Source organism: Methylobacterium sp. J-072 (assembly GCF_022829425.1).
Classification (GTDB): Bacteria; Pseudomonadota; Alphaproteobacteria; order Rhizobiales; family Beijerinckiaceae; genus Methylobacterium.
The window spans coordinates 1-11,001 of the sequence record NZ_JAKSYK010000016.1; the positions used below are offsets into that span (position 1 = coordinate 1).

The window sequence follows — 11,001 nt, forward strand, 5'->3', positions numbered from 1 at the left end:
CTGAGGTGAAGTCGCCGATCACGACGGGCTTAGGCGTCTTCATCGTGGCTGCGGTTTCCTCGAACGTGCTGGACCAGCTCGGAGTCGAGAATGCTCCATTATTGGTTGTGGCGGCCGGGCTCATAGCTATCGGCGCCGTCATGATGCTCAAATGACGCCATCTGGCGCCCTCTAGAAAAGGTGCCAAAGGCGTGACGGTCGAAGCCGAACTCAGGCGCTCTATGTCGTCTACATGCCTACGCTCGGTCTCACGCTCCCACTCCGCATCTGCATCCTTGACGACGCGGCTTGCGTCGAGGATGCCAATGGCCGACGCACCGGGTTCGTCGCTTGGTCAGATGGTAGTGTCGACGATGGCGATGAGCCGTTCACACGTGCCGAGGCTATCGAGCAGGTCCGCCTCATCGCAAGCGCCTGGGCCAACGCACTGGTCAGCGGAGGCACACTTGATACTGACCCCGCTCCCGAACCGGGTGCCGCAGCTGCCGAGCCGTCACCGGAAGATTGAGACTGCCCTCGAAGCCGCCGGCGTCATCTTCATTGAGGAGAACGATGAGAGACCGAAGGTGCAGCTATCGACGTAACGCGGCCGTCCTCGACACCGCCATCCCGCCAGTTATCCTCCCGCCATGCGCACAGCCCTCGCCGCCCTCGCCTTCGTCGTCGCTGCCGGTGGGTGCTGAAGCGCCAGGATCAATGTCTCTTCACAAGCCGTAAACGGGCCAGTGTTATCACGGGACTGTGAGCCTTGATCGGCGCAGGGTCCGTGTGATGCCTCAGCTGCTGCAGCGGTTCGTCCGAGATGAGACCGGCGCCACCGCCATCGAGTACGGCATGATTGCCGCGATGATCGCGGTCGCCATTATCGCTTCCCTCAGACTGGTCGGATCAAGGCTCAGCTCGAAATTCAGCGCGATCTCCGGTAATCTAAATTGAGGTCAGTGTTAGCAATAAGAAGCCCGCCGCGGCGAACCGGGCGGGCTAAGTAGGTTCGTGGTCTCATGAACGAACTGGGCTGCGTTAACGCAAGGTCCGTTCCGTGACTGTGGCTAGAACGTCACTTCCCGCCACCGCTGCCGGTCGAGCCCATGCGCGAGGGCTGGCCTTCGTTACCAGCGGCCGCGGAGTCGGTGGCGATGCCATCAGCGGCACGACCGGTCGGGGAGTAGGTGCCAGCCGGAGCATCGCCGGTCGAGCCGGGCTGGCGCGTGACGACACCGGGTGCGCCGGGCGGAACTACGACGGTGGTGCTGGTCGGCGTCTCGACGACAGCCTGAGCGAATGCAGGGGTGGCCAGAACCGTGATGAGCGCGGTGGCAAGAGCAATCTTGGTCATATCAATCTCCTGTCGGGATTGGTGCGGCAGGAAACTCCTGAAGCGCCGGCACAACTCCGCTGACGAAGAAGAGATCCGAAGGTCTGACTGCGACAAAGTACTGGTGTGTGCCTTCGCACGCGGTCTACGTCCAGCAAGACAACTGTCGCGCCGCGACGGCAACCTGTGATAGTATTTTAATATCTCGAAGCATCTGCGCACCACTGCGCTGCACGACAGCCTCAGGCCGACGTTGACGAACAGTGCACTGCTTGAATGCGCGATAGCCTCGCCGTTTAGGCATCAGCCATCGGCACGTCGGGCCCGTCTTCGCTCGGCGTGCCGTCATAACCGTCCAACCACGCGCGTCGCTCGGGTGAATCTGCCAGATAGGGGCAGCTGTCCTTTGGTAGGCCGATCACCCGTGCATGCGCGCCTTCGGCAATCGGCCCCAAGATGGAAGGCTGGCGCGTGTCCATGTGGCTGACCTCAAGCTGACCGGCGTCGCTCGCTTCGCCAAGCTTCGACAGCGGCGGTGCGGGCTTCGAAGGCCTGGCGCAGTCGCGTTCCAGGCTCGCCCTGACGCTTTGTACCGAAACCGTAGAGCAGTACGCCATCCGGCCCGAAGACCCGCCGCATCTCGGCGCGCCACAACCGATCCGTGACGGCGAGCATGCTTTCGGTCTGAACGAGGCGAGCAGGATCCATTTTGAGTCTCCCTGGCCACGGGATGCAGCAACAACGCTGCCAAACGACGCTGGCTCCAGCTTGACGCTTCCTGGAAGCGGTGTGGCGGCCCGCCACAGCCCGGAACTCATGGCCGCAGGGCTCATTCGCGTGGACAGCAGCTTCTCGGATCATGACCTTGCCCGCCTACACGTTACGTCAGTTCCTGCGCTCGAACGACAGCGACGGGGCTGTCACCGATGAGACCCAAGACATCGAAGCCGCGAACGACGGCGAGGCTATCCAGATTGCGCAAGCGGTGGTCGCCGAACCACATCAGGATCTAGTGGGCATCGAGCTCACTAATGCTGACGAACGCTTGGTCTGGAGCCTGAAGCGCGGCGAGACGATCAGCTAGCGACCGCAGAACGTGTAGGCCAACCAGCTACAAAGAGACCTGCACCGGCGAGTCGGGCAGGCTAATCCTGGCTAGGCCCATCTGTTGGGCGAGCAACCCGGACCTGGGCGGCTTTGTACGGAAATTTTGGACGAGAATACCCCAGCCACGATGTTGGGCTGGGCCGCACTGAATGACCAGGCCAAGACCGCCGCCCCGCTCCTGGGCGTCCCATAAAAAGGGCCCCCACTTTCTATTCAGAAATAGGGGTGCCCTCGGGAGAAGGGCTCATCTGCGCGAGCTGTAGAGGACCCCATTCCAGGGTGCGGAGACCGACGTTGAGCAGCAATGGCGGTCCAGATTGCGGGGCCCTTGGCTATAACGTTGCCTTAGTTCCGGCGGTCAACCCGCTTCAAACTGCGCTCTTGCCTGCCACGGGACGGTATCCTTGGAGCGTCGTTGCCGACTTCAGGAGGATCAAGCGGCGCCATCTCGGCGAGCGGCGTGGTGAGAAAGGTGTGAGCCGACGTGGGAGATCGCGTCTCCCAGCTGTGCGTTGGAGCCAGGGCAGGGAAGAGCTTGTTCAGACCGAGATAGACCAGCGCCGCACAGAGCAGGATCGCTGCAGCCACCCACATGATGGCGAGCATCGACAAAACTGCCTGGTGATCCGCAACTAGAAGCGCCCTCCTAGAAGAGTCGGCGGCTGGAAAAGCGGTCGCATCGAGCGCACGACTTTGGCACCCCATCAATATACTATGACCTTCATAATATATCTTCTGCACCATGCGCACCGGCTGCGTAGTATTTGACGCTGCAGCATTCAAATTGCATCTTTCGACGCAATCATCGGCCTCGACCCATAACCCGCCCGCACTTCATTCGAATGGAGTGTTCTGGCCTGCCTCAGCGGAGGCGGTTGGCCACGTAGACGATCATGTGACCGAGCTCGACTAGGGTCGCCCAACTACCAAACATGATCCACACGACGTTGGCGACCAAGCCGGCGGCAAGGATGACAAACGCCAGCTCCCGGCGCAGCATCTCCCATTGCCGCGTGCTCCAGATCGTCATCGCCGCCTCCTGGGATAGGCCCTGCGCGAGCGCACTCCTGACTGTTCGATGTAGCGGCGAAACGGACATTCGCGGCCTACCCCTTTCGACAGTTTGGGGATCCACCATGATCCTGCAGCGCCTCGCACGGCGGCCACAGTCATTTTCGCGCTTCTGTCCGCATCTTCACCCGCCGGATCCGCTTGAGCGAGCTTCTACGCCAACGATCACGGTCCGGGACGGCCAGAACTGGTCCAGTGGCACGGCTCGGTAATCGCGCAGCCTCATCCTGCACCCCGAGCCGCGTTGCGTATCGGCTCCCGCCGGTGAGATCGACGACCTCCCCCGCCAGCCCGTGATCAAATCGGGCGGCGGGGCTGTGACCCTTCCAACTGCGGTGAAGGTAGACCGCTTACAGTTGCTGTCGGCGCCATCGACCTGGAGTCATGCCGGTTTTACGGTGAAAGATGCGGCTGAAATGGCTCTGATCGGCGAAGCCGCAAAGCACCGCCACTTCGGCGAGCGAGTGAGTCGATTGTTGGAGCAAGTGGCGCGCTCGGTCGAGGCGGCACTGCTGCAGCCAGCCATGCGGCGTCAGTCCAGTGGACACCTTAAACGCCTTGCAGAAGTGCGACATCGACAAACAGCATTCGGCTGCGATCTGCGCGAGCGAGATTTCTGATCCCAACGCACTGGCGATCATCTCACGTGCCCGCCGCTCTTGCCAGGGAGCCAGTCCTCCGGTTCGAATGATAGTGCGGCGAAGGCCGCCGTAAGCCTCAGCAAGGTGAGTCGCGGCAGCCAACAACAGCTGACCACTGAACAGCGGGCCCACCGTCCCAGCCTCGGCAAGGGCCGACACAATCAAGGGCTGCAACTGCGTCAGCTGCGGATCCGGTGTCTGCCACGGATCTGGCACGGCCAGATTTGAAAGGCGAGGGACGCCAATATCTTCAGCGAGATCGTCCAATGCAGCGCGCGGCAGTTCCAAATTCAGACTGTCCAGAGGCTCGCGGAGAAGCGCAGAAGGCTGCGCGTTGAGATCAGCTATGTGCAAGCAGCCTCGCGGTGAGAACGCCGCTTGTTTAGGCTGGCCATCGTTCCAGTGTTCGTGCGGGGGATGATCCCGAAGCTGGAAGATCGCGTAGAACGTGTCTTCCTTCGGCATGCTGACGTGCAGACCATCTCGCTCGGGAACCGCACAGAAGCGTGTCAGGCGCAGACGGGAGCCTCGTGTTTCCATCACCACAGGTGATGACGAAGCCTGCTGACTTCGGAATGGATGTATCCCGGACGACCGAACCAAAATCTAGCTCCACTTTCTCACGGCTTCAGGCTCAATGCGTCGCCCTAGTGACAACACAATGAGGCCTAGGTCGTGATGCCGGACCGCTGCTGCTTGGTCGATCCGGCGCTCTTTTGTCATATGTCGTCGTTCCGATGCGGCAACGACTGACTCCAGTGCTGAGATGACCACGTGATCGGCGGATTTAGCGCGATATCAGTCAATCGCAGCGTTGGGCCCCCGGATTAGAGGTCACCGCAGATCACATCGATCTGCGAAAGGCCAGCAATCATGACACATCTCGGGCAGGATCACACATTCCACCTCCTCTCACCCCCCATTGAGGAGGGAGCCCCCGGAGCATGGATCGACGGCGTGCCGGGCGAACGCGTTCGCATCCGCGTAGACAGCCGCACCGTCGAAGGGGCGTACACTGTCATCGAGTCGATCGTTCAACCCATGATCGGGCCACCGATCCACCGGCACATCGGAGATGAGATCTTCCACGTCCTTGAGGGCTGTCTGACCTTCCAGTGCGATGCCAACAAATTCGAAGCGCCGGCAGGCTCAATCGTGACCGTGCCTGCCGGCATGCCGCATGGTTGGTTCAACTTCGGGCCCGCTCCAGCGCGCATGATCGCGACCTTCATACCGGGTGGCCTCGAAGAGATGTTTCTCGGCTTATCGCAGGTCGCTCCAGAAAATATTTTGGCTTACGCAGCGCGGCACAACATCGATGTGCTCGGCCCACCAATTGGTGCCGCGGCATCATGATGGATATATCCACTCGATACACCTTCTCCCGGTCGCGCTTGATTACAAACAATCCTAGGCGATACACCTGCAATGATCAGCCCCAATACACTCGAAGCAGCCTGCCCGGCTGGATCGGTCTCCTTCAAGAATTCATTGTTCAGGAAATCAAGATCCGTCGGGCGCATAGAGAGCTTGGTGCGATGAATGATGCGATGTTGGCTGACATCGGCATTCGCCGCGACCAGATCCCCGGTGCGGTGCGCTTCGGGCGTGCGCGCGCAAGTGATTGGGAGAGCTAGGCAGAGCCATTCAGCCGGACTTGCAGGCTCACGTTTCCAGACTGCGCGAGAGGTAATCTGCTTATTGCCGAGCACCAGCGGCATCGCGTTCGCATAGTGGACGACACACGTATGTGGAGCACGGCCATACCGTAGATGCGCGCGATGCCCGCTATGCGATCCACAACTGAAAGGCTGGGCAGCCATATCATCACGGCTCGCCCGGCCTCGCGCAGATTTTTATCGACGGCCGTGGATGACTAAAGCGAACAGATAGCCGATGGCGCCGGCCAGAATGGCGAGGCCCAGCGGTGACTCCTGCGCGTGCGGCCTTAGCGCCTCGTTGCCGCGCTGGTACACACGCTGCGCGTCCGGATAGCGCTCGCGAGCCTTGTCGAACGCATCGCCGGCGAATTCCCGCGCTTGCCCGGCCGCGTCGCTGAGCGTGTCCTTGGCCTGTCCGTACAGGTTTTGCGCCGAGCCTTTCAGCTCAGTGACATTGCCCTCGGCTTGCGTCCGCTTATCGCCGGTCAGATCGCCCGCTGCACCTTTGACCTTGCCGCCGAGTTCTTTCGCGGCGCCTTTGACACGATCTTCGTCCATGGCTCTTCCTCCTCGGTATCCGAACGGATTGGCGGCATCGAGCCACCAACGCGTGAGCAGGGCCATTCGTCTCGACGGTAGACCACGCAGCCGGCGGCGCAGCGGAACTGTATGGGACGCTTACGGTTCCTTCTGGTCCAGAGTACACTGGAGTAACTTCCCGATGCCGAACGGTGCTCAGAATGGCCGGCCGAGCGCCGCCGATCCAGGCTTTGCCGACGCGCTGCGCGATCAGACCCAGGGCTATGTCGAGAAGCGCAAAGCCGACGCGGCACGCTTCGTGTCGGACGTCGGCGGTGCCATTCGCGACACAGGTACCAGCTTCGACTCGCTGCCGCAGTTGAAGGAGCTCTTCGATCAGGCGGCGCTCGGCGTCGACGAGTTGGCCGAGGCCATTTCACGCCGCAGCTTCGGCGAGATGTACGACGAGGTTCACGCCGCAATCCGACGCCGGCCCGCGCTGGCGACAGCCGCCGCTGTTCTGACGGGCCTCGCGTTCTTCCGCCTTGTGAATGCATCCAAGGTTCGGCCGGTCCCACGCTCGCACGCGGTGGTCCCGGTCGACGTCCTCCCGACGCCTGACGTCTAGGAGAGCGGGATGGCCGAGCCAGGATTGCGCAGCATCCCGACCCTCGTCGGCGATGCGGTCCGCGAGCTACGAGATCTCGTGGGTAGCGAAATCACGCTATTTCGCACCGAGATGGCGCAGGGCGTCCATCGCATATCCCTCGGGCTCAGCCTGTTACTCATGGCGGCCGTGTGCGCCATTGCAGGCCTGTTCACGCTGCTCCTCGCCTTGGTGAAGGGGATCGCCGTCCTCTTTCAATCGGATGCACTCGCGGCGCTGATCGTGGGCGGTGTCTTCCTCTTGCTTGCGATCAGTCTCGGGCTGTTCGGGCGCAGCAAGACATCCCTGTCCACGCTGGAGCCGACACGCACGGGTCGGCAGGTCAAACAGGACGCGCAGGTTCTCACGGATTGGATGGACACATGAGCGACTCGCCAGACAAACTGGAGCAGGACGTCGAGGCTAGCCGAGGCCGGTTGGACCGGACGCTGGCCGACCTACAGGCCCGGTTCAATCGACCTGGGATCCCGCGTGACTTTGCCGACCTGCGCCGGTCAGGGCAGGCAGCGAGCGAGACCGTCGAGCGGCTTGTCGCAGATGTCCGGGTCAATCCCGTCCCAGCGCTCATGATCGCGGCCGGCTTCGGGCTGCTTGTCTATGAGGCTTTTCGAACTGCCGCGGAGCGGAGGCGTCTGGCGGTTGTTTCTGCAGGATCCGCCATCACGACGACCGATCGCCACCTCCCTGAGAACCATCCGGACCGGATGCACGAGCGGCTCGACGACGCGCTGGAGGAGAGCTTCCCCGGCAGTGATCCGGTCTCGGTTCGGATCACGAAATAGCTTGTCCCCGTTTTTGTGGGCTCGAATTGCACGAACGGCCGGGACCAGCCAACTGGCTGCATCCCGGCCTCGCGCACTCCCGACCGCACCACGGCTGGTAGCGCGGATCTCGCGGTTTAATGGTGGTTTTTCAACACCACAAAAACACTACCAATATGCTTTTAGAGAGGTCGATTACCGCTACTGCCACCCCTTCGCACTGGGCTTTCCGATCACGTGGTCGATCCCCTCCAGGATCAGGGAATGGATGGAGCGGCCCCGGTCCTCGGCAATTCGGGCTAGCGCGGCGTGGCGGGCATCATCGAGGTAGACTGTCTGTCGGGCGGCTACATCTCGGCGCCCCTTCGGTCGGCCAGTCGGTTTGGTATTGACGCGCTCCTCCCCAGCCGGCGAGACGGATTGATGGATCTCGGTCGCCGTTGTAGCGCGGGCAACGACTGGCTCGGGCTCAGGCTCTGGTACCGCTACCGGCTCCGGCGGTGCCTCATCCTGTTCGACCTCACGGGCCGCGGCCGCGGCGGCTTTCATCGCGAGCGTCTGCGAGACGTTCGGGCGGCGGCTCATAGGGTCTCTCCGAGGCGGACCATGACGGCGTCGGCGAGCGCCGCGAATTCGGCTGCGGACGGCGTGTCGGCAGGGACCGCCTCCCCGGTCGCAAGGCTGTCGGCCACGATGGCGCGGTAGGAGATAGCCGGCGCCACCGGCTCAGTCAGCGCGGCCAGCGTCGTCACCACGTCTCGCCCTGCCCCGGTGCGCTTGTCGATGCGGCTGGGGACGATCAAAATGTCGGGCCGATCGCGCTTGGCGGCCTTCCGATGTCGGCGGATCGTGCCGACGGTCTCTGCAGCACCACGCACGTCCAGCACGGTCGATCCAGACGGCACCAGCACAAGATCGGACACGGCGATCGTCGCGCCGAATGCGGCGCCCATCGCGCCCGGGGCGTCGATCAGCACGAAGTCGGTCCCCTGGTTCTTGGCGGTCTTCACCCAGGCCGAGACCGCGGCGTCGCTGTCTTCCTCCAAGAGATGGGCTGTCACCTTGAACGGCAGTTGCCCATCCTCTGCGATCGAGGCGGCGTGCGCGGCCGGATCCGCGTCGAGCACGGCGACCGTCCGCCCTCGCCGATGCAGTTCGGCTGCGAGGTTGAGGGCCGTGGTCGTCTTGCCGACGCCACCCTTGCTCTGGGCAAGGCCAATGATCCTCACCATTTCGGGTCCACTCTCCCGCTAATGTGGTGGTGAAAAAGCACCACGAAAACTTTATCCTGCCGCCATCGTGGCGTGCCCGTCGTTGCGAACGAGCCAGTAAAGGACGGAGGCGGATTGTCCGAATGCCGCCCCGCCTTCGACTTCGCCGCGGGCCACGACAGCGCGAGCCGCCAGGTCCTTGTCGATGGTCTCGCAGGCCTGAGCGCGGACAGCTGCGGCATCGCCGTGCTTTGTGATCGCGCGGTTGATCCCGCCCGAGTACTTCACCGGTTTTAGGAACTGAGGCCCGATGGCGCCCGCAAGATGGGTAGCGAGCAGCAGCGAGTAGACGGCGGTTCCGTCAACGGCGAGGCGCTGGGCCTTGATCTCGTCGGCCGTCGTCGCATCGGTGAAGTGCCGGAGGTTGCCTAACGCGTCGAAGGTGTACATCGCCTTGAGCTCGACGAGGGCGAGCGGTGTGCCGGTAGGGTCGAGCACGGCGAGGTCGACCCTGTTCCATTCCCGGGCGACGATGCAGCCGGACGGCTCGTAATCCTGGTGCAGCCGAAAAGCGAAGCGGTCGCGGATCGCGGACTCCACCTTCATTGTCATCGCGAGATAGGCCAGTTCGTTTGGACGGAACTCACCACCGATCGCCCCAAGGGTGGTGGTCAGCTCCTGATCCGGGTCCTTCATGCAACCGCCCGACAAGTCTCATTGCCGCGGTCGTCACACTTTCGTGGTGTGATAAAAGCGGGATCGTGGAATGACGCTCGCACGACCTTAGCGCGTGATAGTGTCTGAGAAGGACAGTTATCGGACACGATGCCATGAAGGCGCTGAAAACGCGTGCTCCGGAGCCACGGGCCGGCCTGCCGATCGTCGCCGGCCTGTCCGACCAGGCCCGGGCGTTCCAGCGGGCGGGCAAGGCTAAGAGCACGCAGCGCGCCTATCTCAGCGACGCTGGACAGTTCGCGACCTGGTGCATCGGGCATGGCTTCGACCCAATGCCAGCGACACCAGCCATTGTGCTCGAGTTTCTGACCTACGAGGCAGTACGTGGTGCGAAGGCATCGACCATCGCCCGTAGGCTCGCCGCGATCCGGTACGCACACAAGCTCGCCGGTGAGCGTGACCCGACCGACGACGAAGGTCTGCGCGAGGGCCTACGCGGGATCCGGCGTGAGATAGGCACTCGACCGAAGCAGAAGGCAGCGGCGACGGCCGACATCCTGGCGGCTCTGCTCATGCGGACGCCCGACAGCCTGACGGGTCAACGAGATCGCGCGCTGCTGGCGCTGGGCTTCGCCGGTGCGTTCCGTCGGTCCGAGCTCGTCGCCCTCGACGTCGCCGACTTGGTCCAAGATCCGGACGGCCTGCGGGTTTTGGTTCGGAGGTCCAAGACCGATCAAGAAGGGCAGGGGGTCGAGAAGGCCATCCCGCACGGTCGGTTCATCCGACCGGTCGCTCTGGTGCGGGAATGGCTCGATGCGGCCGGCATCAAGGACGGGCCTGTGTTCCGGTCAGTGAACAAGGCCGGCAGGGTTGAGCCGCGCCGCCTAGGTGTGAAGACGGTCGAGCGCGTGATGAAACACTACTGCACGGCCGCAGGGCTCGACGCCTCGACCTTCGGGGCGCACTCGCTGCGGGCCGGCTACATCACCACTGCGGCTGAGCGCGGCGCCGATCTCGCGCGGATCATGGATCAATCAGGCCACCGGGATCCGCGGACGGTGGTCGGGTACATTCGGCGGGCGAATGCCTTTAAGGGGCACTCGGGAAGCGGGTTTTTGTAACTATCGTTCTTTGCTAAAATATTGGTTCGTGAGGTATGCTACCTCGGTTCGGTTCTTCGCTCTCAGCTTCTTCATGAGGTTGCGGACGTGAACTTTAACCGTGCTATCGCACATGTTCAGCTCGTAGGCGATGATCTCGCTCGGCGTACCCTTACGCAGGGCTCGGGCGACGCTGGTCCGCCGAGGCGAGAACCGGTGATGTTCCGGGACTTTGTTCTGTGTGCTTGTCACTCACTCTAGAACGCCCACACT

The 11,001-nt window shown here is 62.7% G+C and carries 17 protein-coding genes and 1 pseudogene; 8 read left to right on the top strand and 10 right to left on the bottom strand.

Annotated elements, in window-relative coordinates; translation table 11 throughout:
* Positions 1 to 771 precede the first annotated feature (771 nt).
* Positions 772 to 936 (top strand): Flp family type IVb pilin, encoded by a 165-nt coding sequence (locus MKK67_RS00785; protein ID WP_243960971.1) that lies wholly within the window; start codon positions 772 to 774, stop codon positions 934 to 936.
* Between the two features lie 121 nt (positions 937 to 1,057).
* Here the strand turns inward: MKK67_RS00785 and MKK67_RS00790 are convergent, their stop codons facing one another.
* Both MKK67_RS00790 and MKK67_RS00795 read right to left on the bottom strand, forming a co-directional pair.
* Positions 1,058 to 1,336, bottom strand: coding sequence for a hypothetical protein (locus MKK67_RS00790; RefSeq protein WP_243960973.1), 279 nt, complete (start codon positions 1,334 to 1,336; stop codon positions 1,058 to 1,060).
* Between the two features lie 275 nt (positions 1,337 to 1,611).
* The gene (locus tag MKK67_RS00795) at positions 1,612 to 1,794 is read right to left on the bottom strand and encodes an Rmf/CrpP family protein (RefSeq protein ID WP_243960975.1); all 183 of its coding nucleotides are present in this window, start codon (positions 1,792 to 1,794) and stop codon (positions 1,612 to 1,614) included.
* A 386-nt stretch (positions 1,795 to 2,180) separates the two neighbouring features.
* Here MKK67_RS00795 and MKK67_RS00800 point away from each other — a divergent pair, with 386 nt between their 5' ends.
* Complete coding sequence (locus MKK67_RS00800) at positions 2,181 to 2,399, top strand: hypothetical protein (RefSeq protein ID WP_243960977.1); 219 nt, start codon at positions 2,181 to 2,183, stop codon at positions 2,397 to 2,399.
* A 368-nt stretch (positions 2,400 to 2,767) separates the two neighbouring features.
* Here the strand turns inward: MKK67_RS00800 and MKK67_RS00805 are convergent, their stop codons facing one another.
* The 3 genes from MKK67_RS00805 to MKK67_RS00815 form a co-directional block, all read right to left on the bottom strand.
* A complete protein-coding gene (locus MKK67_RS00805) occupies positions 2,768 to 3,028 on the bottom strand; it encodes a hypothetical protein (protein ID WP_243960979.1) in 261 nt (86 codons plus the stop codon).
* A 256-nt stretch (positions 3,029 to 3,284) separates the two neighbouring features.
* Entirely contained in the window at positions 3,285 to 3,452 is a 168-nt protein-coding gene (locus tag MKK67_RS00810) for a hypothetical protein (protein WP_243960981.1), read from the bottom strand.
* Between the two features lie 391 nt (positions 3,453 to 3,843).
* Positions 3,844 to 4,599 (bottom strand): helix-turn-helix transcriptional regulator, encoded by a 756-nt coding sequence (locus MKK67_RS00815; RefSeq protein WP_243960983.1) that lies wholly within the window; start codon positions 4,597 to 4,599, stop codon positions 3,844 to 3,846.
* A gap of 492 nt (positions 4,600 to 5,091) precedes the next feature.
* Here MKK67_RS00815 and MKK67_RS00820 point away from each other — a divergent pair, with 492 nt between their 5' ends.
* Both MKK67_RS00820 and MKK67_RS32745 read left to right on the top strand, forming a co-directional pair.
* Positions 5,092 to 5,490: a cupin domain-containing protein gene (locus MKK67_RS00820; protein WP_243960985.1), complete on the top strand. Its 399-nt coding sequence runs from the start codon at positions 5,092 to 5,094 to the stop codon at positions 5,488 to 5,490.
* Between the two features lie 134 nt (positions 5,491 to 5,624).
* Positions 5,625 to 5,771: a DUF1127 domain-containing protein gene (locus tag MKK67_RS32745; protein WP_409568350.1), complete on the top strand. Its 147-nt coding sequence runs from the start codon at positions 5,625 to 5,627 to the stop codon at positions 5,769 to 5,771.
* A gap of 219 nt (positions 5,772 to 5,990) precedes the next feature.
* Here the strand turns inward: MKK67_RS32745 and MKK67_RS00830 are convergent, their stop codons facing one another.
* The gene (locus MKK67_RS00830; protein WP_243960990.1) at positions 5,991 to 6,353 is read right to left on the bottom strand and encodes a CsbD family protein; all 363 of its coding nucleotides are present in this window, start codon (positions 6,351 to 6,353) and stop codon (positions 5,991 to 5,993) included.
* 163 nt (positions 6,354 to 6,516) lie between these two features.
* Here MKK67_RS00830 and MKK67_RS00835 point away from each other — a divergent pair, with 163 nt between their 5' ends.
* The 3 genes from MKK67_RS00835 to MKK67_RS00845 are packed head-to-tail and all read left to right on the top strand — an operon-like array spanning position 6,517 to position 7,763.
* Entirely contained in the window at positions 6,517 to 6,942 is a 426-nt protein-coding gene (locus MKK67_RS00835; RefSeq protein ID WP_243960992.1) for a hypothetical protein, read from the top strand.
* Between the two features lie 9 nt (positions 6,943 to 6,951).
* Positions 6,952 to 7,347: a phage holin family protein gene (locus tag MKK67_RS00840; RefSeq protein WP_243960994.1), complete on the top strand. Its 396-nt coding sequence runs from the start codon at positions 6,952 to 6,954 to the stop codon at positions 7,345 to 7,347.
* Positions 7,348 to 7,397: 50 nt separating this feature from the next.
* Positions 7,398 to 7,763 (top strand): hypothetical protein, encoded by a 366-nt coding sequence (locus MKK67_RS00845; protein ID WP_243960996.1) that lies wholly within the window; start codon positions 7,398 to 7,400, stop codon positions 7,761 to 7,763.
* Positions 7,764 to 7,943: 180 nt separating this feature from the next.
* Here the strand turns inward: MKK67_RS00845 and MKK67_RS00850 are convergent, their stop codons facing one another.
* The 3 genes from MKK67_RS00850 to MKK67_RS00860 are packed head-to-tail and all read right to left on the bottom strand — an operon-like array spanning position 7,944 to position 9,649.
* The gene (locus MKK67_RS00850; RefSeq protein WP_243960998.1) at positions 7,944 to 8,327 is read right to left on the bottom strand and encodes a hypothetical protein; all 384 of its coding nucleotides are present in this window, start codon (positions 8,325 to 8,327) and stop codon (positions 7,944 to 7,946) included.
* Positions 8,324 to 8,974, bottom strand: coding sequence for a ParA family protein (locus tag MKK67_RS00855; RefSeq protein WP_243961000.1), 651 nt, complete (start codon positions 8,972 to 8,974; stop codon positions 8,324 to 8,326). Before MKK67_RS00855 ends, MKK67_RS00850 begins: the two co-directional genes overlap by 4 nt.
* Before the next feature lie 51 nt (positions 8,975 to 9,025).
* Positions 9,026 to 9,649, bottom strand: coding sequence for a hypothetical protein (locus tag MKK67_RS00860; protein ID WP_243961002.1), 624 nt, complete (start codon positions 9,647 to 9,649; stop codon positions 9,026 to 9,028).
* Between the two features lie 134 nt (positions 9,650 to 9,783).
* Between MKK67_RS00860 and MKK67_RS00865 the strand changes: the two genes are divergently transcribed.
* A complete protein-coding gene (locus MKK67_RS00865; protein ID WP_243961005.1) occupies positions 9,784 to 10,749 on the top strand; it encodes a site-specific integrase in 966 nt (321 codons plus the stop codon).
* Here MKK67_RS00865 and MKK67_RS00870 read toward each other — a convergent pair.
* A pseudogene (locus MKK67_RS00870) lies at positions 10,750 to 10,941 on the bottom strand (response regulator transcription factor); the annotation flags it as partial. It abuts the gene before it with no gap.
* Between the last annotated feature and the right edge of the window lie 60 nt (positions 10,942 to 11,001).

Bases quoted from the DNA above. Each gene is read 5' to 3' on its own strand.
- MKK67_RS00830 (WP_243960990.1), bottom strand. From the start codon at position 6,353: ATGGACGAAGATCGTGTCAAAGGCGCCGCGAAAGAACTCGGCGGCAAG.
- MKK67_RS00785 (WP_243960971.1), top strand. From the start codon at position 772: ATGCCTCAGCTGCTGCAGCGGTTCGTCCGAGATGAGACCGGCGCCACC.
- MKK67_RS00810 (WP_243960981.1), bottom strand. From the start codon at position 3,452: ATGACGATCTGGAGCACGCGGCAATGGGAGATGCTGCGCCGGGAGCTG.
- MKK67_RS00855 (WP_243961000.1), bottom strand. From the start codon at position 8,974: ATGGTGAGGATCATTGGCCTTGCCCAGAGCAAGGGTGGCGTCGGCAAG.
- MKK67_RS00805 (WP_243960979.1), bottom strand. From the start codon at position 3,028: ATGCTCGCCATCATGTGGGTGGCTGCAGCGATCCTGCTCTGTGCGGCG.
- MKK67_RS00790 (WP_243960973.1), bottom strand. From the start codon at position 1,336: ATGACCAAGATTGCTCTTGCCACCGCGCTCATCACGGTTCTGGCCACC.
- MKK67_RS00795 (WP_243960975.1), bottom strand. From the start codon at position 1,794: ATGGACACGCGCCAGCCTTCCATCTTGGGGCCGATTGCCGAAGGCGCG.
- MKK67_RS00840 (WP_243960994.1), top strand. From the start codon at position 6,952: ATGGCCGAGCCAGGATTGCGCAGCATCCCGACCCTCGTCGGCGATGCG.
- MKK67_RS00850 (WP_243960998.1), bottom strand. From the start codon at position 8,327: ATGAGCCGCCGCCCGAACGTCTCGCAGACGCTCGCGATGAAAGCCGCC.
- MKK67_RS00860 (WP_243961002.1), bottom strand. From the start codon at position 9,649: ATGAAGGACCCGGATCAGGAGCTGACCACCACCCTTGGGGCGATCGGT.
- MKK67_RS00835 (WP_243960992.1), top strand. From the start codon at position 6,517: ATGCCGAACGGTGCTCAGAATGGCCGGCCGAGCGCCGCCGATCCAGGC.
- MKK67_RS00815 (WP_243960983.1), bottom strand. From the start codon at position 4,599: ATGCCGAAGGAAGACACGTTCTACGCGATCTTCCAGCTTCGGGATCAT.
- MKK67_RS00865 (WP_243961005.1), top strand. From the start codon at position 9,784: ATGAAGGCGCTGAAAACGCGTGCTCCGGAGCCACGGGCCGGCCTGCCG.